Source organism: Pseudomonas sp. SDO5271_S396, assembly GCF_054071795.1.
Map to the genome: position 1 here is coordinate 126,719 of NZ_JBSVWB010000009.1, position 25,829 is coordinate 152,547.

Consider the following 25,829-nt stretch of genomic DNA (forward strand, 5'->3'; position numbering starts at 1 on the left):
CCGCTTTCGCAGCCTCGCCGGGGCTCGACAACTCCCACAGGGCCATCGCGCCGGACGCTTTCTCGCCAACAATAGAGATCCAATGTGGGAGCTGGCTTGCCTGCGATAGCGGTGTTTCAGTCACAGGTATTTGACCTGTCAGATCGCTATTGCAGGCAAGCCAGTCCCCACATTTCAGCCAGTGTCAAGCCTGTTCCAGCAGCGCCAAGCGTTCTTCCAGTGCCGCAATCCGCGCTTCCAGCTCTTCGACGCGCTCGATTGAAACACCACCGGTCCCACGCTCCACCGGATTGCCCCGCGCGGCGATGATCGCCTCGATATCCGCAGGGTCCCCAAGCGCGTGGGTATAACGGTCTTCCCGCTGCCCGGCCTGGCGCGGCACCAGCAACGCCAGGCCACGCGCAATCAGGCGTTCCAGCTGGTGCACCACTTGCTCGGCATCCTCGAAGTCATGCATGCGCCCGCTGCGGGTCAGCAGTTCGTTGACGGTCTGCGGCCCGCGCAGGAACAGCAAGCCGATCAGGATCACCTGGGCCGGTACCAACTCCAGGGCCTTGTCCACGCGATGTTCCCAGCGGTCGGCCCGGCTGCCCATCACCAGGCGGGTAAAACCCTGGCCTTCCAGCGTGCGCAGGCTCTGGCCGACCTGCCCCTGGCTGAGGTTGGTCACCGGTTCGCGGCTGGTTTTCTGGTTGCAGGCCAACACCAGGGCGTTGAGGGTCAGGGGGTAGGTTTCCGGGTTGGTCGCCTGTTTTTCGATCAGGCAGCCCAGGATGCGGATTTCCGTGCTGTTCAGGCGCGGCTCGGGGGTGTCGGTCTCGTGCGTCATCGCGCTTTCCCTATGCTGTGAACTGCCTAGCCTATGCCTGAAAAAATAAAAGACAAGCGGCGAGCATGTCTATAATCGCCGCTGGTTCAAACCGTGCCATTACCCATGAGACTGCCATGACTATTTCCCTGTACGCCGCTTCCATCCCGGTCTTCAAACAAATGCTCACCGCCCTGAGCGGTGTGTTGAGCAAAGCCGAAGCCCACGCCACCGCCAAAAACATCGAACCCAACGCCTTGCTGCAAGCGCGTCTGTTCCCGGACATGTTCCAACTGGTGCGCCAGGTGCAGATCGCTGTCGACTTCGCCAAGGGCGTTTCCGCGCGTCTGGCCGAGGTTGAAGTGCCTAAATACGACGATAGCGAGGTGACGTTCGCCGACCTGCAAGCCCTGATCGCCAAGGTGCTGGCGTTTATCGACACCCTCACGCCTGCACAAATCGACGGCAAGGAAGGCATCGAGATCGTCACCCGTCCAGGCACGCCGAAAGAGAAGCGCTTCAGCGGCCAGTCCTACCTGCTGACCTACGGCCTGCCGCAGTTCTTCTTCCACATCACCACCGCCTACGCCCTGCTGCGTCACAACGGTGTGGAAGTGGGCAAGCGCGATTACATGGGCGCGTTCTAAGCCGTCACCCTGAAGCCCGGTGTGTGCCTGAGGGGACCGCCGGGCTTTTTCATGCCCGCTGCATGACACACTCTGTTAAGATTCAGCATCCTTTTAAAGCCTACTTGTCAGCGAAACCTTCGGGTTGTCGTTGATGTTGTCGTTTCCGGAGTTTTTGATGCTGTTCCCTATTTTGCTGTTGTCAGCCGCCGGCTTTACCGTGCTGACCACAGAGTTCGTGATCGTCGGGCTGTTACCGTCCATCGCCCGTGACCTGCAGGTGAGCGTGTCCCAGGCCGGCTTGCTGGTGACCCTGTTCGCATTCACCGTCGCCGCCTTCGGGCCGTTCCTGACGGCCTATTTCGCCCGCTTCCAGCGCAAGCGCCTGTTCATCGGCATCCTGATCCTGTTCGGCGTCGCCAACACCGTGGCGGCGCTGGCGCCGAACATTTGGGTGATGGCCGTGGCGCGGTTGATCCCCGCACTGGGCTTGCCGGTGTTCTGGGCCCTGGCCAGTGAGACGGCGGTGGATATCGTCGGCCCGGACTTTGCCGGGCGCGCCATCGAGAAGATCGGCTTCGGCATCGTCTGTGCCACGGTGTTCGGCATTCCGGTGGGCACCTTGATTTCCGATATGTTCGGCTGGCGCACGGCGTTCGCGATCCTCGCCGTGGTGGCTTTGATCAAGGCCCTGCTGCTGTTCATTTATCTGCCGGTGACCCGGCCTGCGAATGCTCAGGTCACGTTGCGCTCGCAGTTCAGGATCCTGCGCAACCCGTTGATGCAGGGGCATATCCTGCTGTCGATCCTGGTGTTCAGCGGCATGTTCACCGCCTACACCTACCTGGCCGATATCCTTGAGCGCCTGGCCGGGTTCGACGGCACGCTGGTGGGCTGGTGCCTGATGGGCTTCGGCGCGGTCGGCCTGCTCGGCAATGCCCTTGGCGGGCGCGCGGTGGACCGTCACCCGTTGATCGCGTCCATGGTGTTCTGTGGCTTCATGATCGCCGGCATGGTCGCGTTGGTACCGGCGATTCACTCCACCATCGGCCTGGCGGCGGCGATGGCGATATGGGGCGTGACCCAGGCGGCGATGTTTCTGGTCAGCCATGTGCGGCTGATGAAAGCGGCGCCCCATGCGCCGGCGTTTGCGGCATCACTGAACATCGCCGGCGCCAACCTGGGCATCGGCCTGGGAGCGATGGTGGGTGGGCATGTCATCGACACCCTGGGACTGGGCAGCCTGGGGTTCGCCGCCTCCGGGTTTATCCTGGTGTCGATCCTGCTGGCGTTGTGGCTGATGAGTGCCAAACAGCCGGTCGTGGCCAACCCCTAGCAGTCAGGGCAGGGCGGTGAACAACTCCCGTCGAGCGCCTTCGGTAATCGCCACGATGCCGGGGTGCTTGACCTTGCGCTCCACCGAAATCGCATAGAACGACTCGCTCACCGCATCGGTCTGGCCGATCAGCGCCACACCGTATTGGCGCACCACTTCATCGGCGATCACGCTGGGGGCGATGAAAATCCCGCTGCCGGATTGGCCGAATGCCTGCATCAAGGCGCTGTCGTCGAACTCGCCGATGATCTTCGGTTGAATCTGTTGCTCGGAGAACCAGCGCTGCAAACGGCTGCGCACCACCGTCTCCGCCCCTGGAATCAGTAACGGCGCGCCCTGCAAGCAGTGTGGGAAATCGCCGCCGTATTCGTCAGCCAATGCCTGGGTGGCGAAAAAACTGATACCGCACTCTCCCAGTTTCTGGCTGTAGCCCTTGATGTCCAGGTGCGTGGGCATGGGGCTGTCGGAGATCACCAGGTCCAGGCGCTGGATCGCCAGGTCGGCCAGCAGCCGCTCGAGTTTGTCTTCACGGCAAGTGATGCGGATCGGCTCGCTCAGCTCCATGGTGGGCGCGATCAGCCGGTACACGATGGATTTGGGCACCACATCCGCGACCCCGACCCGGAACAGGATCTGCTGTTCATCGGGTTGTGCGCGCAGCATCGCCTCCAGCTCGTTCCCGGTCTGGAACATCTGTTCGGCATAGGGCAGGGCCTGGCGCCCGGCTTCGGTCAACTCCAACTGCCGTCCCACCCGCTGGAACAGCGCGACACCGAAAGTCTGCTCCAACAGGCTGATCTGACCGCTGATGGTCTGGGGCGTGAGGTTCAGTTGTTCGCAGGCGCGCACGATGCTGCCGGTCTTGGCCACGACCCAGAAGTAATGCAGTTGTCGGTAATTGAGCATGATTATCCTGGATTCGTTAAAACCGAAGTATACGTGAGAAAAATACGAATTTTTCTGAAGTGTTCATCTGCATAGAATGCCTCGCTATCGCGGGGCCACTACTTGGACCCAATGGTTCTAACGAGGAACACAGCATGAAACTCAATGTTCTGGGCGCGGCGTCGTTGCTTGCGCTTTCATTAGTGATGGTCAGCGGCTGCGACCAGGTCGGAAAGAGCGCACAGCAGGTGATCGGTAAAGCGTCCGAGTCGGCCAGGCAAGTGATCGATGAAACCCAGAAAGCCGCCGAGCAGGCATTGAGTGAAGCAACCCAGGGGTTGATCAACCCCGAGAAGCAGGAAGAGGAGGCAGAAAACGCCTCTGAATCCGACACTAAAGAAACCTGATTCCCCAGCACCCTCACTTCAGGACTGACCTATGGATTACCTTTTACAGCTGGTTGCCAGCCCCACCGCCTGGGTTGCATTGGCCACCCTGATCGTCATGGAAATCGTGCTGGGCATCGATAACCTGATCTTTATCTCGATTCTCACCAACAAACTGCCCGAGAAGCATCGCGCCAAGGCACGACGCATCGGTATCAGCATGGCGCTGGTATTGCGGTTGGGCCTGTTGAGTACCATTGCGTTCATCGTGCAACTGACGGCGCCGGTGTTCGAAATCTTTGGCCAGGCGTTTTCGTGGAAAGACATGATCCTGATCGCCGGTGGCCTGTTCCTGGTCTGGAAGGCCACGACCGAGATCCATCACAGCATGGACCCCGAGCCGGAAGAGAAGGCAACCGTCAGCAACACAGTCGCCATCGGCTTTGCCGCGGCCATCGGCCAGATTCTGCTGCTCGACCTGGTGTTTTCCATCGACAGCATCATCACCGCCGTGGGCATGACCGAGCATTTGCCGATCATGATCATTGCCGTGGTGACCTCGGTGATCGTGATGCTGGTGGCGGCCGAACCGCTGGCCAAATTCATCAACGACAACCCGACCGTGGTCATGCTGGCCCTGGGCTTTTTGATCATGATCGGCATGACGCTGATTGCCGAAGGTTTCGGCGCCCATGTGCCTAAAGGCTATGTGTATACGGCCATGGCGTTCTCGGCGGCCATCGAGTGCTTGAACATCGCTCGACGCAACCGGCACAAGCGCTTGCTGGCGGCCCGGCAATAACGGGCAAAAAAAGCCGGCTGTACGTGTGAACGTGCAGCCGGCTTTTTGCTACCTGGCTAAAACCAAACGCCGGTTGTTCTACAGGAGAACGATCGGCTTATTGACTTACCCCAGTGTGTGGGCCGTTTCTGGCTGCCAGGGCTCCGGGGAGATGGCCGGGGGAGAATACTTGATTCCGCTCAGCTATCTGCGCCTGCCTGTAGTGAACCGTTCGGTCCCGAACCGCTTGAAAGGATGATCATCCGTTCAGAAGATGCATCGTGCGCTCGACCAGCGCGACCATGTCCGCTTCGCGGGCACCGGTTTTCCCCAGCACGCGCATGCCCTCGATCTGACAGACCAGAAAGTGTGCCATCGCCTGTTCGTCCCCTTCACGGAACTCACTGGCCGCTTGCCCTCGAATGATGGTGCTTGCATACAGTTGTTGAGTGCGTCGAAGCATGCGGTTGATCCGCAACGCCACCTCGGGGTCCTGGGCGGCGGATTCGTTCGCGACGGCGACCACCAGGCAGCCCCTGCGACCGACTTCACCTGATGACGCTCGGGCGTGACGAAGCAGTGATTCGTGGATCACCTCTTTGGCCGTACCCGGCTGTGACAGCACCTCCGACAGCGATTTCAAGACGTCGGCGGTATAGATATCGAGCGCTGCCAGCAGCAGGCCTTTCTTGTCTGTGAACGCTTTGTACAGACTGCCTCGGGACAATCCGGTGCCTTCGATCAGGTCTGGTAATGACGCGCCTTCATAGCCACGGTCCCAAAACACATGCATGGCATCACGGGCAGCATCGCCCAGGTTGAACGCTCGCTTACGTCCTGGGCCGGTTGCATCGGTCATCGATCAGTGCTCCTGAATGTCGGTTCAGGCCAAGAACCGATCGGTTCCAATGTAATGGTTTTTTCAGCCGTTTTGCCCACACAAAAATGCACGGCCAATGTTCATTTATGGCAGTGCCGGTCCCTGCGAATACCTCCCAAAATGGGCCCAATGTGGTTCAGACGATCCGCACAACGACGGTTAAGGAGTCAGGCATGTCAGGTAAATTCACTCATCAAGTTGCAGTCGTCACCGGCGGGTCCACCGGTATCGGCTTTGCAATTGCGCAGGGTTTGATTGCCGAGGGTGCGAAGCGCGTTTACATCACCGGTCGTTCGCCAGGCACGCTGGAAGCAGCCGTTGCCAAGCTGGGCAATAAAGCCGTGGCGGTACTTTCCGATGTTTCGCGCCAGGCTGATCTGGATGAGCTCAAGGCGGTGATCGAGGCGCAGGACGAGCAAGTGGACGCGGTATTCGCCAACGCGGGTATCTGCGAAAAAAACCCGGTGGGCGAGACCAGCGAGGCCGCGTACTACTCGATGTTCGACATTAACGTGAAGGGCGTTTTCTTTACGGTGCAGACGCTGTTGCCGCTGATGAAGGACGGTTCGTCGATTGTCCTCACAGCCTCTATCTGCTCGAGCAACGGCATGGAAGGGCTGAGTCTCTACAACGCTTCCAAGGCAGCGGTGCGGTCGTTCGCACGTACCTGGGCGAACGAACTCAAGGGCCGCAAGATCCGCGCAAACGTACTCAGCCCGGGCTTCACTCGGACCCCGTTGATGGACAACGGCTTGAAGATGAGCGAGGGCGACATCGCCGCGCTGCGTGAACACGTCGAGCAAATCACGCCGTTGGGCTATATGGCTCAACCGGAAGAGATCGCCTCGACCGCGCTGTTCCTGGCGTCCGACGATGCAAGGTACGTCAACGGCGTTGAGCTGATGGTCGACGGCGGCCTCTCGCAAATCTGAAGATCCACTACGCCTTGAGCAGCCCCTCAATGGGGTTGCTTTCAACAGGACACCCTGATGAACAATGAACCCTTGATCGCTCGGCTGGATGCGCTGGAAAGTCGCGTCGCCATCGAGACCCTTATCAGTGCTTACGCAAACGCATTCGACCGCATCGATGTATCGCTCTTGCAGAGCATCTGGCATGCAGATTCGACCTTGGACCTGCCGGGGTTCGGCAGCGCGACGAGCCGTGATGAAATCTTGCTGATGGCTGAAAATAGCTGGCGGCAGATGCCGCATATGCACCACTGGATGGCCAACCCCTTGATCCGGATCGATGGAGACAGCGCAATGGGTACGGTCGCCGCGGACTGCCTGTTCCACGACATGGAAAAGGGCCCGGTACAAGTGAGCGGGCTGTATCACGACCGGTTCGAACGCCGTGAGGGGCGATGGGCGTTCCTGTCGAGGCGTTTTGAACTCCACTACCTGACACCCCTGAAAGACTGGGTTCCTGTTGCGGGCAATGAACCGTATGCCTGGAGCGGATCGTCAGCCGAAAGAGGCTGACCCGCGCGGGACAAGCCTGCTCGCTGCCCAACTCGTGCAGCGCCTGGCCACCTGTTTACAGGTTCAGGATTCCGCGCTGGCCTGTGTAGGGTCCGGGCAATGCTCATTGCCGCCATCCAGGCCCTGCTTGTAGTTGCGGCTGAGCAGGGAGGCCTTGCCGTTGTGCCAGGTCAGCGTCAGCACATACAGCGTGTCGTAGTCGCTGCCGGACCAATCGTCAGTGATGGTGTGTTTACGTCCCGAGGCTTCGCTGGCCACCTTGTTGATCAGCTCCGGCAGGTAGCCGTGGGACCAGGCGGTGTAAATGATGGCGTTGTGATACTTGTCTTCTACCAGTTCGTCGGCGAGGGCGCTGGTGTCATTCGCCGAGAACTGGATATTCACCGGCAGGCCCAGTTTGATTGCGCTGGGGCTGATGGTCATCAGGGGGCGAATGTAGCTATAGGAATTATCCAGCTCACCTTCCTCGACATTGCGCGTCGGGTTGGCGGCGAACACGAAGTTGGCCTTGCCGAACTTTTCTGGCAATACGGTGGCCAGGTTCATTGCGCGGTTCAAGCCCTGGCAGTTGAGCTGGCCCAGGCCGCCGGCAGGTTTTTCACCGTGACGCAGGAACACCAGGGTTTGTACGCCGTCCACGGGTTCGGCGCTGCTGAGCGGCGACTCCAGGCTCAGGCCGATGGCGCCGCCGGCAAGCAACAACGGCAACATCATGTATGAATAGCGTTTAAGGTGCTGCGTCAGGCACAGAGGCTTGATCTTCATGGCAGGTTCGAGTCTTCGTGCAAGGGGTGAGGGCGGACAAGCCCGGCCCCAGTGACGCCTCGGGCGCCCTGCGGTGTTCCCTGTCGTTATAGCGAGGTGCCTCCATTCACCGTTCGAGCGCAGTTAAGAGTGCGCGCGGGCCCATTGGTTCGCCCACGCGGCAGATTAGCCTGTGCATGTTGCGTAATGATGACCCATGCACGGCGCCGTACAGATGACTATCATGGGGACTTTCTGCCCAGGGATTTCCGGATGAACTCACTCGCTGCTTTCCCGATCAACAGCAAATGGCCCGCCCAGCACCCCGAGCGCCTGCAGCTGTATTCGCTGCCCACGCCCAACGGCGTCAAGGTGTCGATCATGCTCGAAGAACTGGGCCTGCCCTATGAGGCGCACAAAGTCAGTTTCGAGACCCAGGACCAGCTATCCCCCGAGTTCCTGTCGCTGAACCCCAACAACAAGATCCCCGCGATCATCGACCCCAATGGCCCGAGCGGCCAGCCGCTGGCGTTGTTCGAGTCCGGCGCGATCCTGATTTACCTGGCGGAAAAAACCAGCCAGTTGCTGTCCGAAGACCCGGCTACCCGTTACGAGACCCTTCAGTGGCTGATGTTCCAGATGGGCGGCATCGGGCCCATGTTCGGCCAGTTGGGCTTCTTCAATAAATTTGCCGGCAAGGCTTATGAAGACAAGCGTCCGCGGGATCGCTATGCCGCCGAATCCCGGCGTTTGCTGGCGGTGCTGGGAAAACGCCTGCTGGGCCGCACCTGGATCATGGGCGACGACTACAGCATCGCCGATATCGCAACCTTCCCGTGGGTCCGCAACCTGATCGGCTTCTACGAGTCGGGCGACCTGGTGGGTATCGCCGACTTCCCCAATGTGCTGCGCGCCCTGGATGGTTTTGTCGCCCGGCCGGCGGTGATCCGTGGCTTGAGCATCCCGGGCTGAACCATGGCGACCTTCGATTTCAAGCAGCTGGATGTCTTTAGCCGTGTGGCGCTCAAGGGCAACCCGCTGGCGGTGGTGTTGGGTGCCGACAGCCTCGACGATCAACAAATGGCCGATTTCGCGAAATGGACCAACCTGAGTGAAACCACGTTCCTGTTGAAGCCTCGCGATCCGCGTGCGGACTACCGGGTGCGTATCTTCACGACGTTGCAAGAGCTGCCGTTCGCCGGCCATCCGACCCTGGGCAGTTGCCATGCGTGGTTGCAGGCGGGGGGCATTCCCCAAGGTGAAGAGATCATCCAGGAGTGTGAAATCGGGCTGGTGCGTATCCGCCGCCAAGGGGATGAGCTGGCCTTTATCGCACCGCCGTTGCTGTGCTCCGGACCGGTAGAGGCGTCCTTGCTGGAGCGTGTGCGCCGGGGGCTGGGCCTGGCGCCCGGGGACATCCTGCGCAGCCAGTGGGTCGACAATGGTGCCGGCTGGCTGGCGGTGATGCTGAAAGATCGTGCCGCGGTGCTGGCGCTGCGCCCTGACTATGGGCAATTGCTCGGCCTGGCGGTGGGCGTGATCGCGCCGTGTGATTCGGTCCGTGATGACGTGGATGCGCAGTTTGAGGTGCGTGGCTTTATTGCCGGCGACGGCGCCCCGGAGGATCCGGCCACCGGCAGCCTGAACGCGGGCATCGCCCAATGGCTGCTGGGCGAAGGTTTGGCGCCGGAGCGTTTTGTGGTCAGCCAGGGCACGGCGATGGGGCGGGCGGGGCGCATTCGTATCGAGCGCCAGGGCGACGAAATCTGGGTTGGTGGCGCTGTGGCGGTGTGTATCGAAGGACGCCTGCATCTCTAGCTCCACGGGATTGTTGCGGTGCGCGCAACACAGTGTTGGCCCTCGGGGGCTGTGCTGCCGAGGGGCAGAGGCATAAGCTTTCTCCCCCAAAGTTCGATGCCTCTACTGTTTTCAGCCTTCAGGAAGTCCATGACCAGCCAGTTCCCACAAGCCCGTCCGCGTCGCCTGCGCCGCTCTGCCGAGTTGCGCGGCCTGTTCCAGGAAACCGAATTCACCCTCAATGATCTGGTGTTGCCGATCTTCGTCGAGGAAGAGGTCGACGATTTCGTGCCGATCACCAGCATGCCGGGTGTGCAGCGCATCCCTGAGAAGAAACTGGCCGCTGAGATCGAGCGTTATGCCCGTGCCGGCATCAAGTCGGTCATGACCTTCGGCGTGTCCCACCACCTGGACGCCAGCGGCAGCGACACCTGGAAAGAACGCGGCCTGGTCTCGCGCATGTCCTCGATCATCAAGGACGCCGTGCCGGAAATGGTCGTGATGTCCGACACCTGCTTCTGTGAATACACCGACCACGGCCACTGCGGCGTGATGCACGGCGCCCACGTCGACAACGATGCGACCCTGGTCAACCTCGGCAAACAAGCCGTGGCGGCCGCTCGCGCCGGCGCCGATGTCATCGCACCGTCCGCCGCCATGGACGGCCAGGTCCAGGCGATCCGCCGCGCACTGGATGACGCCGGCTTCACCCACATCCCGATCATGGCCTACTCCACCAAATTCGCCTCGGCTCTCTACGGCCCGTTCCGCGAAGCCGGCGGCAGCGCCCTCAAGGGCGATCGCAAAAGCTACCAGATGAACCCGATGAACCGCCGCGAAGCCGTGCGCGAATCGCTGCTGGACGAACAGGAAGGTGCGGACGCGCTGATGGTCAAGCCGGCTGGCGCCTACCTCGATATCATTCGTGACATTCGCGAAGCATCGCGCTTGCCGGTGGCTGCGTATCAGGTGAGCGGTGAATACGCGATGATCAAGTTCGGTGCCCAGGCGGGTGCGATTGACGAGGCGCGGGTGGTGCGGGAGACGCTGGGGTCGATCAAGCGGGCGGGGGCGGATTTGATTTTCACCTATTTCGCCATGGACCTTGCCCTGGCGGGTATCTGACCCAGACCTGCGGAACTGCCGCTATCCTTGAGCGTCGATAGTTGATCGTCGCTCAAGGATGTCCCATGCCTCACCTTCGCCTTATTCTGTGCATCACTTCGTTGTTGGTAGTGGCCGGTTGCTCCACGTCACGCACCTCACAGCAGCCGACGCGCAGCGAAACCGAGGTGAAAGCGCAGATCGTGCGCCTGCTGCCGGCGACGGTGGCGGACCGCAACGGCTGGGCACAGGACATCTACACCGCCTTCGATACCCAGAAAATCTACCCGAGCACCGAGAATATCTGCGCCGTGCTGGCAGTCACCGAACAGGAGTCCACTTATCAGGTCGACCCACCTGTGCCGAACATGGGCAAGATCGCCCAGGATGAAATCCTGCGGCGTGCGGGAAAAGTCCACGTACCGGAATTTGTCGTCCGCAGCGCGCTTCAATTGCGCTCGCCCACCGGAAAAACCTACGCCGACCGCCTGAGCGCCGCGCGCACCGAGAAGGACCTCAGCGGCATTTTCGATGACTTCATCAGCATGGTGCCCTTGGGCAACACGCTGTTCGGCGGCTTCAACCCCGTGCACACCGCGGGTCCCATGCAAGTCAGCATCGAGTTTGCGCAGAAACAGTCGCGGGGTTATCCCTACACGGTGGACGGCACTATTCGCCGCGAAGTATTCACTCGCCGTGGCGGCATGTATTTCGGTATCGCCCACTTGCTGGGCTACCCGGTCAACTACGACCAACCGCTGTACCGCTTTGCCGATTTCAACGCCGGTTGGTACGCCAGCCGCAATGCAGCGTTCCAGGCCGCCGTCAGCCGCGTCTCGGGCACCGAACTAGCGCTGGACGGAGACTTGATTCGTTACGGTTCATTGCTGCCTGGCACCACCGAACTGGCGGTGCGCTCCCTGGGCGCAAAACTGGGCATGCGCAACCCCAGTATTCGTAGCCAATTGGAGCAGGGCGACCAGTTGGATTTCGAGGACACCACGGTCTATCAGCGGGTGTTCGCACTGGCCGACAAGGCGGCGGGCAAGCCGGTGCCACGGGCGATCCTGCCGGGCATCGTGCTCAAGAGCCCGAAGATCACCCGCAACCTGACCACGGCCTGGTTTGCCAAGCGAGTGGATGAGCGCTACCAGCGTTGCATGAAGCGCTGATCAGGCGCGGCGTTTGACAAACCGGCGCCACAGCCACACCCAGAGCCACACCACCGGGAACGTCAGGATCACGAACGGCAGCCCATAACTGGCACGCTCCACGGCGTCGGCGGTGCCGTCCACCAGGTTGTCACCCAGGTTGCTGAACATTCGACTCAAGCGTGAGGTCTGGTTCGCACCGTCCGAGGAGCGGAAGTTCAGCGTGACGCGGTTGGTGTCCAGACGGCGCTGTTGGCCGGCGGCAACCTGCGCCAGTTCCTGCAACTCGTTTTCGATGGCGGCCTGTTCCTTGCTCAAGGCAATCAGGTCGCTGACAGTGATGTCCTTGCGTTTGGCCAGTTCATCCAGGCGTTGCAACTGGGCCAGCAGGCGCTCCTGGCGACGACGCACGTCAGCGACGGCTTCCGCCAGGTCCTCGGCGGTGGTGACGCGTCGACCGAGTTTGCCGCCTTCGGACGCCATCGCCACGATCGGCTCCACGCCGGCGGGTGCGATGCGCAGGATAATCTCGCCGCCGTTGTCGTCTTCGGTAATACCCAGAATATTGCAGGCGCCAAAGCGCGCGGTCTCGCAGGCTTCGCGAGTGGCCTGCATCCGGGGGCCGAGCAGCGCGCCGGGCAGGGCCAGGGTCAGCTCATGTTCATAAGCCAGTTGCGCACCGGCTCGGCTTTGTTCGCCGTTGATGACGGTGGCGCGGGAATGATCCTTGGGTGAGCAGCCGGCTAATGCCAGGCTGGCCAGCAGGGTCAACAGGAGAGAGAACTTGCCGTCCAGATGGCGCATAGGGGTCCTTGGGGAGCGGGTGCATTGAGCAGGATTAAAGCGGGTTCGGGAGGGGAACGCAAAGAGACCAGGTATCGAGGGAAAGAAAAGGCCCGGTTTTCGTGGAACCAGGCCTTTTCGGTGTTGCTCTTTGGTTTTGGGGCTGCTGCGCAGTCCTGAGAACAGCCGTCCGTTGATCGGGATCAGCTGCGTTCGAGGGCGAGGGCGACGCCTTGGCCTCCACCGATGCACAGCGTCGCCAGGCCTTTCTTGGCGTCGCGCTTGATCATCTCATGCAGCAGTGTCACCAGCACACGGCAGCCTGAGGCGCCGATGGGGTGGCCGATGGCAATGGCGCCGCCGTTGACGTTGACCTTGTCGGCATCCCATTCCAGCTCTTTGCCCACCGCCAGGGATTGCGCGGCGAAGGCTTCGTTGGCTTCGATCAGGTCCAGGTCGCCCAGGCTCCAGCCGGCCTTGTCCAGGCAGCGGCGGGTGGCCGAGACCGGCCCAATGCCCATGATCGCCGGGTCGACGCCGGCGTTGGCATAACTGGCGATACGTGCGAGTACCGGCAGGCCGAGGGCTTTGGCCTTGTCGGCACTCATCAACAGCACGGCGGCGGCGCCGTCATTGAGGCTGGAAGCGTTGCCTGCGGTGACGCTACCGTCTTTCTTGAAGGCTGGCTTGAGTTTGGCCAGGGCTTCGGCGGTGGTACCGGCGCGCGGCTGTTCGTCCACGGCGAAGCTCACGGGGTCGCCTTTGCGCTGGGGGATCAGGATCGGCGTGATCTCGTCGACAAAGCGGCCCGATTCGATAGCATCGGCGGCTTTTTGCTGGGACGCCGCGGCGAACGCGTCCTGGGCTTCACGGCTGATGCCGTACTTGTCCACCAGGTTTTCGGCGGTGATACCCATGTGGTAATCGTTGAACGCGTCCCACAGGCCGTCGGTGATCATGCTGTCGATCATCTTGGCGTGGCCCATGCGCAAACCGGTGCGTGCGGCGGGCAGTACGTATGGCGCCAGGCTCATGTTCTCCATGCCCCCGGCGATGATCACTTCGGCGTCACCACAGCGAATGGCCTGTGCGCCCAGGTGCAAGGCCTTGAGGCCCGAGCCGCAGACTTTGTTCAGGGTCAGGCTCGGCACCGCGTGGGGCAGGCCGGCAAGGATCGAGGCCTGGCGCGCAGGGTTCTGGCCGCTGCCTGCGGTGAGCACCTGACCCAGGATCACTTCATCGACCAGCGCCGGGTCCAGGCCGGTCTGTTCCAACAGGCGACGGATCACGGCGGCGCCCAGTTCCGGTGCCGGGATATTCGCCAGCGAACCCTGGAAGCTGCCCACGGCGGTGCGGGTGGCAGCGACAATCACGACGTCTTGCATGGAATCTGTCCTCACTGGAAGTGCATTTCTGGAACGTGGTCCGGGACGATCAGTTTACCGGCGGTCTTGCTCACAATCTCTTCAACACTGACGCCAGGTGCGCGTTCCTTGAGGACAAAAGCGCCATTTTCGATTTCCAGGTAGGCCAGGTCCGTCAGTACGCGCTTGATGCAGTTAGCGCCGGTCAGCGGCAGGCTGCATTGGCTGAGCAGCTTGGACTCACCGTCCTTGGACGCGTGGGTCATGATCACGATGATGTTTTCCGCACCGGCCACCAGGTCCATGGCGCCGCCCATGCCTTTGACCAGCTTGCCGGGGATCATCCATGAGGCAATGTTGCCTTGCACGTCCACCTCGAAGGCGCCGAGCACCGTGAGGTCGACGTGGCCGCCACGGATCATCGCGAAAGATTCTGCGGATGAGAAGATCGACGCGCCGATACGGGCGGTGACGGTCTGCTTGCCGGCGTTGATCATGTCGGCATCGATGGTGTCTTCGGTCGGGAACGGGCCCATGCCCAGCAGGCCGTTTTCCGATTGCAGCATCACTTCCATGCCTTCGGGAACGTAGTTGGCCACCAGGGTGGGAATGCCGATGCCAAGGTTGACGTAGAAACCGTCCTGCAATTCGCGGGCGACGCGTTGAGCCATTTGATCGCGGGTAAGAGCCATTTTGTGTGTCCTTATTGTTCGGGCTGGGGGTGGATTACTTGCGGACGGTGCGCTGTTCGATGCGCTTCTCGAAGGTGCCGCAGATAATCCGGTCGACGTAGATGCCAGGGGTGTGGATCTGCGCCGGGTCCAGCTCGCCCGGTTCGACGATTTCCTCGACTTCGACCACGGTGATCTTGCCGGCGGTGGCCGCCAGCGGGTTGAAGTTCTGGGCGGTGTGACGGTAGATGACGTTGCCGAAGTGGTCGGCTTTCCAGCCTTTGACGATGGCGAAATCGCCGGTGATGGACTCTTCCATCAGGTACGGACGGCCGTTGAATTCGTGGGTTTCCTTGCCTTCGGCCACGGGGGTGCCGACCCCGGTTGCGGTGAAAAACGCCGGGATACCGGCGCCACCGGCGCGCATTTTTTCCGCCAGGGTGCCTTGGGGCGTCAGCACCACTTCGATTTCGCCGCTGAGCAGTTGCTTCTCGAACAGGGCGTTTTCACCGACGTAGGAGGCAATTACCTTGCTGATCTGCTTTTGCTCCAGCAGCACGCCCAGGCCGAAACCGTCGACACCACAGTTGTTCGATACGACTGTCAGGTCGCGGGTGCCTTTGCGCTTGATCTCGGCGATGAGGTTTTCCGGAATGCCGCACAGGCCAAAACCACCGGAGAGCACGGTCATACCGTCTTCCAGACCTGCCAGCGCTTCCTCGTAGGACGCCACGCGTTTATCGAAACCTGCCATATGCACCTCTTTTATTATGTGTGGGCCAGCCAATGACTTGAGTGTTGCGCTGACGAATTGATTTGTTAAGTTGTTTTTTAAGGTTGATTGTTTTAAAAAACAGCATAGTCGACTCATCCTTCGGAGTGTCCCGTGACCGTCAAACAGATGCGTGCGTTTCTCGCCGTGGCCCAGAGCCTGAGTTTTGCTGCCGCTTGCGAGCGTCTGCACCTCTCCCAGTCGGCGCTGAGCTTGACTATCAAAGGCCTGGAGGAAGGGCTGGGCGGGCGCCTGTTCAGCCGCAATACACGTAATGTCGCCCTGACGCCCGAAGGTGAATCGCTGCTGCCCCTGGCCCGTCGGCTGATCGCCGATTGGGACAACGCCGAAGATGAACTGCGCCAGCGCTTCACCCTGCAACGCGGGCGTGTGACGGTGGCCGCGATGCCGTCATTTGCTGGCAACCTGCTGCCGCCGATCCTGAAGATATTCCGCGCGCGTTACCCTCAGGTGAACGTCACCGTGCATGACTTGATCAACGAACAGGTCTTGGAGATGGTCCGTGATCGCCAAGTGGAACTGGGCGTGGCATTCGAGCCGGCGCAGGGTTCATCACTGGCGTTCACGCCGTTGTACCTGGACCGGTTCGTTGCGGTCGTACCCGGTGATTCGCCGCTTGCACAGCGCGATGACATCGACTGGAAGACCCTGTTGGAGCAACCGTTCATTACCCTGCAAAGGCCTTCCACGGTGCGGGTAATGCTGGAGGAGCACCTGGGTGCCTTGCAGATGAAGCTGCCGGTTGCGCTGGAAAGCCATCAACTCGCGACCGTGGGCAAGATGGTTGCCAGTGGCCTGGGAGTCAGCGCGGTCCCGGCGTTGTGCGCGCAGCAGATGGAAGAAGCGGGTGCCCATTGCATCACCCTGAGTGACCCTGTGATCGAACGACCGATTGGTGTGTTGACCAAGCCAGGGCATGAACTGTCGGCGGCGGCGCAGGTGTTGTTCGACATTTTCCGTGATGAAGCCGCGAAAGGCCGCTTCCCACTCTTACAGGTTTTGTAGTGACAGCAGAAAAGTTAAGGCAATAAAAAAGTCCGCCCGGTTAACCGGGCGGACTTGATGTAGTCACTACTCGTTAGTAGTAACGGTCGATCACTTTAACTTGCGAACTGTCTTTGAAGGACGCCCAGGCAGTGTTTAGTGTATCGAATACGTGCTCGATAAAGTTGCGATCAGCCGCGGCCTTCTTGCCGACATAACCCTGGCCACGGCGATACACCTTCAGGCGCGCTGCCAGTTCACGGTTATTGCGGTCAAACTCGGCTTCTTGGGTATTGGGCTCCAGGCAGTCAATTTGGACTTCGCCCGATTTGCCAACCCAAAGGATATGGTCGTCGAGTGTGTCTTTCTGCGCTGCGAACATCTCAGCCAATTCATCGATAGTTGGTTGGTTGTTCAGATTCATATGTAAGCCCCTTGACCAGTTGGCGATCTATCAGTTGATTCGTTAATACTGCTTAGTTGTCTCCGGCTCCAAAAACCGGGCGTCAGCGACTGTCTGCCGAATACGGGCAGGGTCTTGAACCTGATGCATGTAGTCTTGCTGATGAGCGGCTACGCGATGGGGGCATCGCGAAGACAAGCAGCGTTTGAGCGCCTTGTACCGACCTTTGCGGGTCAGTCAGCTTCATCAATCTGCCTTGTGGGCAGCGCACATCCGGAAAAAACAGCTCGGCGGTCAGACGAGCTTGTTCAAAACGCGTGTTACCAACGCTCCCGATCCGGGAGACGACTCGATAATGCTAGGACAAAAAGGTTACGTCAACGGTTGTGTAGTGATTATTTTTGAGTACTACATAAATCCCTGCGGGGACGGGAGAATGCGGGAAAACGTGACCTGTGCGTCATTTTTCGTGCGGTTTGGTCGCGGTGCCGAGTGGTCCAGTTGAACGCAGGACCTTGCAGGAGCGGGCTTGCCGGCGATAGCGGTGTATCAGCTACGAACGTGTTAACTGACAGCCCGAAATCGCAGGCAAGCCAGCTCCCACAAGGGATCTCTATGGTGGGTGAGAAAGTGCCCGGCGCGATGGCCCTGCTGACAGAGCTTTTCCAGTCACTGCGAATCCCCTGTGGGAGTTGTCGAGCCCCGGCGAGGCTGCGAAAGCGGTGGGGCAGACGACATCTGCGTGGGCTGTGTCGCCGTCTTCGCAGCGATGCGGCGACCCGACAAGCCACTCCCGCATTCCTGATATGTGGTGTCTGCGCTATTCCAGGCGCTCAACCAACAATGGCAATAATTGCTCGCACGAAGCCTCGATCTTTACCTGCAACAGCTCATCCCCACGGGTCTTGCCGAGGTTGATGGCTATTACCGGTTTGCCTTGCTCAACCATGGCCTTGCACAAGCGAAACGCTGAATAGGCCATCAGTGATGAACCCACCACCAGCAGGCCATCCGCGTGCTCTACCGCCGTCATTGCCCTGGCCGCTGTAGCCGGGGCTACATTTTCGCCGAAGAACACTACATCCGGTTTCAGGCGCTGGCCGTTGCAATGCGGGCAGCGAGGAACCTGGAAGCGTTCTTCAAAGGTGGGATCGAGCAAGGTGTCGCCGTCGGGCGCCTGAATGGCATCGACGGCGGCAAGGTAAGGGTTTTCGCTTTCCATCAAGCGCTGGATGACATCACGCTCGCTGCGCAGTTGGCAGTCGAGGCACAACACCCGGTGCAGGCTGCCGTGCAACTCGATCACGTCATGGCTGCCGGCCTGGTCGTGCAGAGTATCGACGTTCTGGGTGATTAGCCCGCTGATACGCTGGCGCTGCTGCAAAGTAGCCAACGCGAGGTGGGCCCTGTTCGGCTGTGCAATACGCACCCGCGGCCACCCCAGCATCGCCCGCGCCCAGTAACGGCGCCGCGCCTGCGGGGTGGCGAGAAACTCCTGGTACATCATTGGCGCCTTGCCCCGGCGCACGCCTTCGCTGTCGCGGTAATCCGGGATGCCTGACGAGGTGCTGATCCCTGCACCGGTCAACACCAGAAAGCGCCGTTCGGCCATGGCCCGATACAGGATGTCGAGGTGGTCTTCCTGATGTTCCTGCGTGTCGAGCATGGGGTCTCCTATTCGCCGCGGATGTACTGCTCCAATTGCTTGATCAGGTCTGCCTGGTCGGCAATCGCTTCTTTTACCAGGTCACCGATAGAGAGCAGGCCCAGCAGCTTGCCGTCTTCAACCACCGGGAGGTGGCGCAGGTGACTGTCGGTCATGATGTTCATGCATTCATCGACCTTTTTATGGGTATCGACGGTGATCACCGGAGAGCTCATGACTTCATCGACCCGCGTCGTCACCGACGACAGGCCCTTGAGTATGAGTTTGCGTGCGTAATCCCGTTCACTGATGATCCCTACCACCACGCCTTCCTTGACGACCGGCAAGGCCCCGACGTTTTTCTCCGACATCCTGACCAGCGCTTCGAATACCGTGTGATCCCATTGGATCGTGTGGACGTCGTGGTGTTTCTGGTCCTTGGCTTTGAGCACTTGTGCAACGGTTTTCATGGCGGCCACTCCGGTGTTGTTGTTGGGAAGTCAGCAGGTCCCCTACAGAATCCTAGACGGCCCGCGCGGGGGCAAGGTCCAAAGCGGCGTTAAACCCGTCGAAAAACGTCATTCGCCGGCTTTTTTCGGTGTTTACCCGGCGCTTGCCGGCTTTTTCCCTCGCTTGGGGCTTGTGGCCGTCTTGCGTGGGGCGCTCTTGCGCTTCTTTTTCCATGGCGTGCTACCCCGGCCTGCCGGGCTGGCCGGCCCGGTGATGGTCATGCGCAGGCCATTACAGCGCTCCACCTGCTTGCTCATCCAGGCCGCTTGTTTGGCGACAAACGTTTCCAGGCTCATTTCGCCGCTTTGCACCATGTCCAGAGCCTGCTCCCAGATGGCCGTCGTACCGGGGTCGGCGATGGCGCGGGGCACCGCGTCGATCAGGCTGAACGCGGCCGGGGTGGCCGACAGCGCCTTGCCGTTCTTCACCAGGTAGCCACGGTCCAGCAACCCCTGGATGATCCCGGCGCGGGTGGCTTCGGTGCCAATCCCGGTGGTGTCCTTGAGCTTTTGTTTGAGCAGCGGGTCTTCCACCAGCTTGGCGACGTTTTTCATCGCCTTGATCAGGTCGCCTTCGGTAAAGGGTTTGGGCGGCTGGGTCCAGAGGTCTTTGAGATTGACCCTGACGACTGCGTAATCCTGGCCTTGCACCAGTGCCGGCAGGGCTTGCGGCGCAGGGGCTTCACGTCCTTTGGCCGGGGCCAGCGCCTCGGGCAGGGCGCGTTTCCAGCCGGGCTCGATCACGACTTTGCCCACGGCGCGCAGGGCCTGTCCGGCGCAATCGAAGTCCGCCTGGGTGCGGTCGTATTCATGGTTGGGCAGGAACTGCGCCAGGTAGCGCGCGCGAATCAGCGTGTACACCGCGCGGTGCTTGCCCGTGAGTTGCCCCGGATCCTTGCCGGCGCCGGTGGGAATGATGCCGTGGTGGGCGCTGACCCTGGCGTCATTCCAGGCCCGCGAACGACGCTGGGGATCGATATGCGGCAACAGTTCGTTCACCGCTGCATCGGCGCGGCCCAGCGCCGCCAGAATGCCTGGTGCGTCGCTGTGCTGGCTCACTGGCAGGTAGCCGCAGTCGCTGCGCGGATAGGTGATGACCTTGTGCGTTTCATACAGCGACTGGGCGATGTCCAGGGTTTCCTGGGCGCCCAGGCCAAGCTTCTTCGAACAGATCTCCTGCAGCGTGCCCAGGTCGAAGGGCAGGGGCGCCACCTCGCGCATGCGTTCGGTACGCAATTTGACCAGCCGGGCCGTGGCAGCATTGCCCATGGCTGCGGCTGCGTCCCGCGCCAGCTGCGGATTGAGACAGCGGCCCTGGTCATCGCAGACGTCCTCGGCGGCGCGCCATTGGGCGGTGAAGGTCATGCCCTCGTGGCGCAGGTCGACGTCGATGGCCCAGTAGGGCACCGGCACGAAATCGGCGATGCTGCGGTCGCGGTCTACCACCAGGCGCAAGGTCGGTGTTTGTACGCGACCCACCGGCAGCACGCCCTGATAACCGGATTGGCGCCCGAGCAAAGTGAACAGGCGGCTCATGTTCATGCCGATCAACCAGTCGGCGCGGGAACGCCCCAGGGCCGAGTGATACAGGTTGAAGGTTTCGGCGCCCGGCTTGAGAGCGGCCAGTGCCTTGCGGATGGAGGCATCGTCCAGTGCCGACAGCCACAGGCGCTGGATCGGCCCGCGATAGCGACAATGCTCCACCAGTTCCCGGGCGATCATTTCACCTTCACGGTCGGCGTCGGTGGCGATCACCAGTTCCTGGGCTTCTCCCAGCAAACGCTTGACCGCCTTGAACTGGCTGGCGGTCTTGGGCTTGACGCGCATTTTCCATTTTTCCGGGACGATGGGCAGGTCGGCCAGCACCCAGCGCTTGTATTTTTCGTCGTAGGCATCGGGTGGTGCGGTTTCCAGCAGATGGCCGATGCACCAGGTGACCGTGACCCCGTTGCCCAGCCAACACCCGTCGCCGCGACGGCTGGCGCCAAGCACGGCCGCGATGTCCTTGGCCTGGGAGGGTTTTTCACAGAGGTACAGCCGCATGGTCAGCCCATTCGTTACACAGTTGAATGGAGAGCAGAATGGGCAAAAGGAGGGATTTGATCAACCTTTATCTGGATGGATATACAGCAATTTGTGTGACGACTACAAAACCCCGGTGGGAGCAGGCTTGCTCCCACAGGGGGTCTTCGAGATGCAGAAGATCAGTTGTTATTGATATCCACATGCCGGGTTTCTTTAAGGCAGAACAACCCGACCAACAGGCTGACCCCCGTCACCACCACCGGGTACCACAGGCCGTAGAAGATATCGCCGGTGTACACCACCAGCGCGAACGACACGGTCGGCAGGAAACCGCCGAACCAGCCGTTGCCGATGTGGTAGGGCAGCGACATCGAGGTGTAGCGGATACGCGTCGGGAACAGCTCCACCATCAAGGCGGCCAGCGGGCCGTAGCACATCGCTGCAATCAGGATCAGCACGACGATCAGCACCACCACCATGGTCTTGTTGACCTGGGCCACGTCCGCCGAAGACGGATAACCGGCCAGGGTCACGGCGCCGCGCAGGGCCGCTTCGTCAAACCCGTCGATGCGCACTTCGCCTACGCTCACCTGCACCGGGCTGCCGGCGGGTGCGGCGGTGCTGGTGTAGGGCAGGCCCTGCTTGACCAGGAAGGTCTTGACCTTGTCGCACGGGCTGTCGAATTTGGCCTTGCCCACCGGATCGAACTGGAAGGTGCAGGTGGCCGGGTCGGCCAGCACGGTGATCGGCGCCTGACGGCTGGCCTGGTCCATCGCCGGGTTGGTGTAGTGCGCCAGGCCCTTGAAGATCGGGAAGTACAGCGCGGTGGCCAGCACCAGGCCGAGCATCAGCACCGGTTTGCGCCCGACCTTGTCCGACAGCCAGCCGAACAGGATGAAGAACGGCGCGCCGATCACCACGCTGATGATCAGCAGCATGTTGGCCAGGGCCGGGTCCATCTTGAGGAACTGGGTGAGGAAGAACAGCACATAGAATTGCGCCGCGTAGAAGGTCACCGCCTGGCCGCCGTTGATGCTGAACAGCGCGATCAGCACCACTTTGAGGTTTTCCCATTTGCCGAACGACTCACGGATCGGCGATTTGCTGGCCTTGCCTTCCTCTTTCATTTTGAGGAAGGCCGGCGACTCGTGCAGGCTCATGCGGATCCACGTGGAGATGCCCAGCAGCACGATGGAGAACAGGAACGGGATGCGCCAGCCCCACACTTCGAACTGGTCACCGGTGAAGTAACGGCAAGCCAGCACCACCAGCAGGGACAGCAACAGGCCGAGGGTGGCGGTGGATTGAATCCAGCTGGTGTGAAAGCCGCGTTTGCCCACCGGCGCATGTTCGGCCACGTAGGTCGCCGCGCCGCCGTATTCGCCGCCGAGCGCCAGGCCTTGCAGCATGCGCAGCACAATCAGAATGATCGGCGCCGCAATGCCGATGCTGGCATAGGTCGGCAACAGGCCGACGCAAAACGTCGCAACGCCCATCAGAATGATGGTGACCAGGAAGGTGTATTTGCGCCCGATCATGTCCCCCAGTCGGCCAAATACCAGTGCGCCGAACGGCCGCACCACAAAGCCGGCCGCAAAGGCCATCAAGGCGAAGATGAATGCCGTGGTGTCGTTGACCCCGGCGAAGAACTGCTTGCTGATCACCGCCGCCAGGGCGCCGTAGAGGAAGAAGTCATACCATTCGAACACCGTCCCCAGGGAGGAGGCGAAGATGACTTTCCTTGAGTCGTTGCTGGTGCTCGCGTCGACTGACGCGCCCAGGGTTTGAGCATGTTCTGACATCGGGTAGCCCTCACAGTGATTATTTATTGTTGTTCCACTGTCGGCGCCGGGTAGGGCGCCGCTATTCAGATTGCGTGAACCAGTTCTTTCTCCGGTGCGAGACTCCTTGTGTTCGGCGAAAGGATCAGCTGTGCGGCTTTCTCCGCGATCATCAGCGTGGGTGAACAGGTATTGCCGGAGGTGATGCGCGGCATGATCGACGCATCGGCGATGCGCAAACCGGGCACGCCATGCACCCGCAGCTGGGCATCGACAACGGCGTCCTTGTCGCTGCCCATGCGGCAGGTGCCCACCGGATGGAAGATTGTCGTGCCAATGCGCGCAGCGGCTTCGTGCAGTTGCTCTTCGGTTTGCAGCGCGTCACCCGGCAGGTATTCCACCGGCTTGAACTGGCTGAGGGCCGGGGCGGCAACGATGCGGCGGGTCAGGCGTATGGCGTCGGCGGCCACCCGCAGGTCTTCCGGATGGCTCAGGTAGTTGGGCTGGATCAGCGGCGCATCCGCCGGGTTGGCCGAGCGAATGTCGATACGGCCCCGGCTTTGCGGACGCAGGTCGCAGACCGATGCAGTGAAGGCCGGAAACCCGTGCAACGGTTCGCCAAAACGTTCCAGGGACAGCGGTTGCACGTGGTATTCGAGGTTGGCCGAGGTCTGCTCCGGCCCCGAGCGGGCAAATGCACCGAGCTGGCTGGGCGCCATCGACAGCGGGCCGCTGCGGTCGTACAGGTACTGCAGGCCCATGCCCATCTTGCCCCACAGGGAACCGGCGATCTGGTTCAGAGTGCGCGCGTTTTCCAGCTTGTAGATCAGCCGCAGTTGCAGGTGATCCTGCAGGTTGCCGCCCACGCCGGGCAGTTCGTGCAGTACGTCGATACCCAGTGGCTTGAGCACGCTGGCGGGGCCGATCCCCGAGCGTTGCAGGATGCCGGGCGAACCGACGGAGCCGGCGCACAGGATGATTTCCTTGCGCGCTTTCCAGCTCATGGACTGGCCAAGCTGGCGTCCGGCTACTTGGCAGGCGCGGCCGTTTTCCAGCACTACGCGGTCCACTTCCACGCCGGTCAGCACGGTGAGATTCGGACGCTGACGCACCGGCTTGAGAAACGCCTTGGCCGCGTTCCAGCGCACTCCGGCTTTTTGATTGACCTGGAAGTAGCCGCAGCCTTCGTTGTCGCCCTGGTTGAAGTCGTTGATGCTGGCGATGCCGCTCTGCGCCGCGGCATCGCGGAACGCATCGAGGATCGGCCAGTGCAGGCGCTGTTGCTCGACACGCCATTCACCGCCGTCGCTGTGGAATTCCGAGCCGCCGGCAAAGTGATTTTCGCTGTGTTTGAACAGTGGCAGCACGTCTTTCCAGGCCCAGCCTTCATTGCCGGCAGCTGCCCAGCCGTCATAGTCCCGGGCCTGGCCACGCATGTAGATCATGCCGTTGATCGACGAGCAGCCGCCCAGCACCTTGCCCCGGGGATAACTCAGCGCACGGCCTTGCAGGCCTGCCTGGGCTTCGGTCTTGAAGCACCAGTCGGTACGCGGGTTGCCGATGCAGAACAGGTAGCCGACGGGGATATGGATCCAGGGGTAGTTGTCGCGGCCACCGGCTTCCAGCAGCAGCACGCGGTGGGCAGGGTTGGCGGACAGTCGATTGGCCAGCAGGCAGCCTGCGGGGCCGGCGCCTACTACCACGTAATCGTATTCAGCAGCTGCAATGGGCATCTGAGGCCTCGCTTGTTTTTCTTGTTGGCCCCATCCTAGTTGTTAGTTTTCGTCTTAAAAATGTTAGTTTTTACCCAGCTGCTGTGCGTTTTTAAACAGCACCGCCCTTGGGCGTTGGTGATAAAAGGCATGCGGCGCGGTTTCAGGCAATGTTTATGTCCAAGGGAGGGAGGCACCATGTTCGACTGGAATGACCTGCGGTATTTTCTCGAACTGCAGCGCAGCGGACGCCTGCTCACCGCCGCGCAACGCCTGAAAACCACGCACGCGACGGTGGCCCGGCATATCGAAGCCATCGAGAAAAGCCTGGGTACCGCACTGTTCGTGCAGCATGCCCAGGGCTACGAGCTGACCCCCGCCGGCGAGGCCTTGCTCAAGCACGCCGAGGCCATGGAAAACGTCGCGCTGTTGGCCGAAGACGAACTTACCCACTCTGCCGCGCCCCTGGGCAAGATCCGCCTCGGCGTGGCCGAAGGTCTGGGTGTGATGTTTCTCGCCGGTCGCATGGCCGGATTGTTCGAACGTTATCCCGGCCTCGAAGTGGAACTGGTGGCCGTGCCGCGCTTCGTCAGCATCCTCAACCGCGAGGCGGAAATCAGCATTCACCTCGAACGCCCCAGTGTCGACCAACTCGTCACCCGCAAACTCACCGACTACCGTCTTGCGCTCTACGCCAGCCGCGCCTATCTGGACCGTCACCCGCCCATCGAAAAACGCGAAGACCTCGCCGCCCATGCCTGGATCGATTACGTGGACGACTTGTTGTTCAGCCAGGAACTGAAGTTCCTCAGCAGCTTTTGCCGCAACCCCAAGGTGGTATTCCACAGCACCAGCGTCATCGCCCAGCACCAGGCGGCGCGCTCGGGGTTGGGCATCGCTGTGTTGCCGTGCTTCATGGCTGCCGGCGATCCTGACCTGGTGCCGTTGTTGCCGGGGGAGGGCATCCAGCGCAGCTACTGGATCAGTTCACGGCGCGAATTGCACAAATCGGTGCGGCTGCGGGTGTTGTGGGATTACGTGGTGGAGTTATGCGCGCGGGAGCAGGGCTTGCTGCTGGGCGAAACCTGCTGAAGAAACCCTCTGAAGAAACCGGATCAAAATTGTGGGAGCTGGCTTGTCGGGTCGCCGCATCGCTGCGAAGACGGCGGCACAGTCG

General features: G+C 61.2%; 26 protein-coding genes. 12 read left to right on the forward strand and 14 right to left on the reverse strand.

Annotation, left to right across the window (positions count from 1 at the left end; translation table 11 throughout):
- Window positions 1-184: 184 nt before the first annotated feature.
- The gene (locus ACW9IN_RS09765; protein WP_457365695.1) at window positions 185-829 is read right to left on the reverse strand and encodes a YceH family protein; all 645 of its coding nucleotides are present in this window, start codon (window positions 827-829) and stop codon (window positions 185-187) included.
- A 116-nt stretch (window positions 830-945) separates the two neighbouring features.
- Here ACW9IN_RS09765 and ACW9IN_RS09770 point away from each other — a divergent pair, with 116 nt between their 5' ends.
- Window positions 946-1,455, forward strand: coding sequence for a DUF1993 domain-containing protein (locus tag ACW9IN_RS09770; RefSeq protein WP_457365696.1), 510 nt, complete (start codon window positions 946-948; stop codon window positions 1,453-1,455).
- A 157-nt stretch (window positions 1,456-1,612) separates the two neighbouring features.
- Entirely contained in the window at window positions 1,613-2,770 is a 1,158-nt protein-coding gene (locus tag ACW9IN_RS09775; protein WP_457365697.1) for an MFS transporter, read from the forward strand.
- 3 nt (window positions 2,771-2,773) lie between these two features.
- Here the strand turns inward: ACW9IN_RS09775 and nhaR are convergent, their stop codons facing one another.
- Window positions 2,774-3,676: a transcriptional activator NhaR gene (gene nhaR / locus ACW9IN_RS09780; RefSeq protein WP_457365698.1), complete on the reverse strand. Its 903-nt coding sequence runs from the start codon at window positions 3,674-3,676 to the stop codon at window positions 2,774-2,776.
- 134 nt (window positions 3,677-3,810) lie between these two features.
- Here nhaR and ACW9IN_RS09785 point away from each other — a divergent pair, with 134 nt between their 5' ends.
- Together ACW9IN_RS09785 and ACW9IN_RS09790 are read left to right on the forward strand one after the other, a co-directional pair.
- Window positions 3,811-4,062, forward strand: coding sequence for a hypothetical protein (locus ACW9IN_RS09785; protein WP_457365699.1), 252 nt, complete (start codon window positions 3,811-3,813; stop codon window positions 4,060-4,062).
- Between the two features lie 31 nt (window positions 4,063-4,093).
- On the forward strand, window positions 4,094-4,843 hold the full coding sequence (locus ACW9IN_RS09790) for a TerC family protein (RefSeq protein WP_457365700.1): 750 nt from the start codon (window positions 4,094-4,096) through the stop codon (window positions 4,841-4,843).
- Between the two features lie 238 nt (window positions 4,844-5,081).
- Here ACW9IN_RS09790 and ACW9IN_RS09795 read toward each other — a convergent pair whose 3' ends face one another.
- Window positions 5,082-5,681, reverse strand: coding sequence for a TetR/AcrR family transcriptional regulator (locus ACW9IN_RS09795; protein ID WP_457365701.1), 600 nt, complete (start codon window positions 5,679-5,681; stop codon window positions 5,082-5,084).
- A gap of 194 nt (window positions 5,682-5,875) precedes the next feature.
- Here ACW9IN_RS09795 and ACW9IN_RS09800 point away from each other — a divergent pair, with 194 nt between their 5' ends.
- Together ACW9IN_RS09800 and ACW9IN_RS09805 are read left to right on the forward strand one after the other, a co-directional pair.
- Complete coding sequence (locus ACW9IN_RS09800; protein ID WP_457365702.1) at window positions 5,876-6,634, forward strand: SDR family NAD(P)-dependent oxidoreductase; 759 nt, start codon at window positions 5,876-5,878, stop codon at window positions 6,632-6,634.
- A gap of 57 nt (window positions 6,635-6,691) precedes the next feature.
- Window positions 6,692-7,186 carry a nuclear transport factor 2 family protein gene (locus ACW9IN_RS09805; protein ID WP_457365703.1) on the forward strand — a complete coding sequence of 165 codons (495 nt, stop codon included), beginning with the start codon at window positions 6,692-6,694 and terminating at the stop codon, window positions 7,184-7,186.
- A 63-nt stretch (window positions 7,187-7,249) separates the two neighbouring features.
- Here ACW9IN_RS09805 and ACW9IN_RS09810 read toward each other — a convergent pair whose 3' ends face one another.
- Entirely contained in the window at window positions 7,250-7,951 is a 702-nt protein-coding gene (locus ACW9IN_RS09810; protein ID WP_457365704.1) for a histidine phosphatase family protein, read from the reverse strand.
- Between the two features lie 252 nt (window positions 7,952-8,203).
- On the opposite strand from ACW9IN_RS09810, the gene ACW9IN_RS09815 reads away from it, so the two are divergent.
- From ACW9IN_RS09815 to ACW9IN_RS09830, 4 genes are all read left to right on the forward strand, one after another.
- Window positions 8,204-8,902: a glutathione S-transferase N-terminal domain-containing protein gene (locus ACW9IN_RS09815; protein WP_457365705.1), complete on the forward strand. Its 699-nt coding sequence runs from the start codon at window positions 8,204-8,206 to the stop codon at window positions 8,900-8,902.
- 3 nt (window positions 8,903-8,905) lie between these two features.
- Complete coding sequence (locus ACW9IN_RS09820; protein ID WP_457365706.1) at window positions 8,906-9,748, forward strand: PhzF family phenazine biosynthesis protein; 843 nt, start codon at window positions 8,906-8,908, stop codon at window positions 9,746-9,748.
- A 129-nt stretch (window positions 9,749-9,877) separates the two neighbouring features.
- A complete protein-coding gene (gene hemB / locus ACW9IN_RS09825; RefSeq protein ID WP_457365707.1) occupies window positions 9,878-10,852 on the forward strand; it encodes a porphobilinogen synthase in 975 nt (324 codons plus the stop codon).
- 65 nt (window positions 10,853-10,917) lie between these two features.
- Window positions 10,918-12,003 (forward strand): DUF1615 domain-containing protein, encoded by a 1,086-nt coding sequence (locus ACW9IN_RS09830; RefSeq protein WP_457365708.1) that lies wholly within the window; start codon window positions 10,918-10,920, stop codon window positions 12,001-12,003.
- On the opposite strand, the gene ACW9IN_RS09835 is transcribed toward ACW9IN_RS09830, so the two are convergent.
- The 4 genes from ACW9IN_RS09835 to ACW9IN_RS09850 form a co-directional block, all read right to left on the reverse strand.
- On the reverse strand, window positions 12,004-12,786 hold the full coding sequence (locus ACW9IN_RS09835) for a DUF4349 domain-containing protein (protein ID WP_457365709.1): 783 nt from the start codon (window positions 12,784-12,786) through the stop codon (window positions 12,004-12,006).
- Window positions 12,787-12,968: 182 nt separating this feature from the next.
- Complete coding sequence (locus ACW9IN_RS09840) at window positions 12,969-14,150, reverse strand: acetyl-CoA C-acetyltransferase (RefSeq protein ID WP_457365710.1); 1,182 nt, start codon at window positions 14,148-14,150, stop codon at window positions 12,969-12,971.
- 11 nt (window positions 14,151-14,161) lie between these two features.
- Window positions 14,162-14,821, reverse strand: coding sequence for a CoA transferase subunit B (locus ACW9IN_RS09845; protein WP_457365711.1), 660 nt, complete (start codon window positions 14,819-14,821; stop codon window positions 14,162-14,164).
- A gap of 34 nt (window positions 14,822-14,855) precedes the next feature.
- Complete coding sequence (locus ACW9IN_RS09850; RefSeq protein WP_457365712.1) at window positions 14,856-15,554, reverse strand: CoA transferase subunit A; 699 nt, start codon at window positions 15,552-15,554, stop codon at window positions 14,856-14,858.
- Between the two features lie 132 nt (window positions 15,555-15,686).
- On the opposite strand from ACW9IN_RS09850, the gene ACW9IN_RS09855 reads away from it, so the two are divergent.
- Entirely contained in the window at window positions 15,687-16,598 is a 912-nt protein-coding gene (locus ACW9IN_RS09855) for a LysR substrate-binding domain-containing protein (RefSeq protein ID WP_457365713.1), read from the forward strand.
- Between the two features lie 73 nt (window positions 16,599-16,671).
- Here the strand turns inward: ACW9IN_RS09855 and ACW9IN_RS09860 are convergent, their stop codons facing one another.
- The 6 genes from ACW9IN_RS09860 to ACW9IN_RS09885 form a co-directional block, all read right to left on the reverse strand.
- On the reverse strand, window positions 16,672-17,001 hold the full coding sequence (locus tag ACW9IN_RS09860; RefSeq protein WP_457365714.1) for a hypothetical protein: 330 nt from the start codon (window positions 16,999-17,001) through the stop codon (window positions 16,672-16,674).
- A 799-nt stretch (window positions 17,002-17,800) separates the two neighbouring features.
- Window positions 17,801-18,646 (reverse strand): NAD-dependent protein deacetylase, encoded by an 846-nt coding sequence (locus tag ACW9IN_RS09865; RefSeq protein WP_457365715.1) that lies wholly within the window; start codon window positions 18,644-18,646, stop codon window positions 17,801-17,803.
- Between the two features lie 8 nt (window positions 18,647-18,654).
- Window positions 18,655-19,095, reverse strand: a complete 441-nt coding sequence (locus tag ACW9IN_RS09870; protein ID WP_457365716.1) for a CBS domain-containing protein — start codon at window positions 19,093-19,095, stop codon at window positions 18,655-18,657.
- A gap of 132 nt (window positions 19,096-19,227) precedes the next feature.
- Entirely contained in the window at window positions 19,228-21,177 is a 1,950-nt protein-coding gene (locus tag ACW9IN_RS09875) for a DNA topoisomerase III (RefSeq protein WP_457365717.1), read from the reverse strand.
- Between the two features lie 161 nt (window positions 21,178-21,338).
- A complete protein-coding gene (locus ACW9IN_RS09880) occupies window positions 21,339-22,961 on the reverse strand; it encodes an MFS transporter (RefSeq protein WP_457365718.1) in 1,623 nt (540 codons plus the stop codon).
- A 65-nt stretch (window positions 22,962-23,026) separates the two neighbouring features.
- A complete protein-coding gene (locus ACW9IN_RS09885) occupies window positions 23,027-24,673 on the reverse strand; it encodes a GMC family oxidoreductase (protein ID WP_457365719.1) in 1,647 nt (548 codons plus the stop codon).
- A 177-nt stretch (window positions 24,674-24,850) separates the two neighbouring features.
- On the opposite strand from ACW9IN_RS09885, the gene ACW9IN_RS09890 reads away from it, so the two are divergent.
- On the forward strand, window positions 24,851-25,744 hold the full coding sequence (locus tag ACW9IN_RS09890; RefSeq protein WP_457365720.1) for a LysR family transcriptional regulator: 894 nt from the start codon (window positions 24,851-24,853) through the stop codon (window positions 25,742-25,744).
- Window positions 25,745-25,829 lie beyond the last annotated feature (85 nt).

Excerpts from the sequence above, each read along its gene's own strand:
- ACW9IN_RS09830 (WP_457365708.1), top strand. The coding sequence starts at position 10,918 with ATGCCTCACCTTCGCCTTATTCTGTGCATCACTTCGTTGTTGGTAGTG.
- ACW9IN_RS09835 (WP_457365709.1), bottom strand. The coding sequence starts at position 12,786 with ATGCGCCATCTGGACGGCAAGTTCTCTCTCCTGTTGACCCTGCTGGCC.
- ACW9IN_RS09845 (WP_457365711.1), bottom strand. The coding sequence starts at position 14,821 with ATGGCTCTTACCCGCGATCAAATGGCTCAACGCGTCGCCCGCGAATTG.
- ACW9IN_RS09785 (WP_457365699.1), top strand. The coding sequence starts at position 3,811 with ATGAAACTCAATGTTCTGGGCGCGGCGTCGTTGCTTGCGCTTTCATTA.
- ACW9IN_RS09775 (WP_457365697.1), top strand. The coding sequence starts at position 1,613 with ATGCTGTTCCCTATTTTGCTGTTGTCAGCCGCCGGCTTTACCGTGCTG.
- hemB (WP_457365707.1), top strand. The coding sequence starts at position 9,878 with ATGACCAGCCAGTTCCCACAAGCCCGTCCGCGTCGCCTGCGCCGCTCT.
- ACW9IN_RS09875 (WP_457365717.1), bottom strand. The coding sequence starts at position 21,177 with ATGCGGCTGTACCTCTGTGAAAAACCCTCCCAGGCCAAGGACATCGCG.
- ACW9IN_RS09880 (WP_457365718.1), bottom strand. The coding sequence starts at position 22,961 with ATGTCAGAACATGCTCAAACCCTGGGCGCGTCAGTCGACGCGAGCACC.
- ACW9IN_RS09810 (WP_457365704.1), bottom strand. The coding sequence starts at position 7,951 with ATGAAGATCAAGCCTCTGTGCCTGACGCAGCACCTTAAACGCTATTCA.
- ACW9IN_RS09820 (WP_457365706.1), top strand. The coding sequence starts at position 8,906 with ATGGCGACCTTCGATTTCAAGCAGCTGGATGTCTTTAGCCGTGTGGCG.
- ACW9IN_RS09765 (WP_457365695.1), bottom strand. The coding sequence starts at position 829 with ATGACGCACGAGACCGACACCCCCGAGCCGCGCCTGAACAGCACGGAA.
- ACW9IN_RS09865 (WP_457365715.1), bottom strand. The coding sequence starts at position 18,646 with ATGCTCGACACGCAGGAACATCAGGAAGACCACCTCGACATCCTGTAT.
- ACW9IN_RS09790 (WP_457365700.1), top strand. The coding sequence starts at position 4,094 with ATGGATTACCTTTTACAGCTGGTTGCCAGCCCCACCGCCTGGGTTGCA.
- ACW9IN_RS09850 (WP_457365712.1), bottom strand. The coding sequence starts at position 15,554 with ATGGCAGGTTTCGATAAACGCGTGGCGTCCTACGAGGAAGCGCTGGCA.
- ACW9IN_RS09770 (WP_457365696.1), top strand. The coding sequence starts at position 946 with ATGACTATTTCCCTGTACGCCGCTTCCATCCCGGTCTTCAAACAAATG.
- ACW9IN_RS09860 (WP_457365714.1), bottom strand. The coding sequence starts at position 17,001 with ATGAATCTGAACAACCAACCAACTATCGATGAATTGGCTGAGATGTTC.
- ACW9IN_RS09815 (WP_457365705.1), top strand. The coding sequence starts at position 8,204 with ATGAACTCACTCGCTGCTTTCCCGATCAACAGCAAATGGCCCGCCCAG.
- nhaR (WP_457365698.1), bottom strand. The coding sequence starts at position 3,676 with ATGCTCAATTACCGACAACTGCATTACTTCTGGGTCGTGGCCAAGACC.
- ACW9IN_RS09840 (WP_457365710.1), bottom strand. The coding sequence starts at position 14,150 with ATGCAAGACGTCGTGATTGTCGCTGCCACCCGCACCGCCGTGGGCAGC.
- ACW9IN_RS09870 (WP_457365716.1), bottom strand. The coding sequence starts at position 19,095 with ATGAAAACCGTTGCACAAGTGCTCAAAGCCAAGGACCAGAAACACCAC.
- ACW9IN_RS09800 (WP_457365702.1), top strand. The coding sequence starts at position 5,876 with ATGTCAGGTAAATTCACTCATCAAGTTGCAGTCGTCACCGGCGGGTCC.
- ACW9IN_RS09885 (WP_457365719.1), bottom strand. The coding sequence starts at position 24,673 with ATGCCCATTGCAGCTGCTGAATACGATTACGTGGTAGTAGGCGCCGGC.
- ACW9IN_RS09805 (WP_457365703.1), top strand. The coding sequence starts at position 6,692 with ATGAACAATGAACCCTTGATCGCTCGGCTGGATGCGCTGGAAAGTCGC.
- ACW9IN_RS09795 (WP_457365701.1), bottom strand. The coding sequence starts at position 5,681 with ATGACCGATGCAACCGGCCCAGGACGTAAGCGAGCGTTCAACCTGGGC.
- ACW9IN_RS09890 (WP_457365720.1), top strand. The coding sequence starts at position 24,851 with ATGTTCGACTGGAATGACCTGCGGTATTTTCTCGAACTGCAGCGCAGC.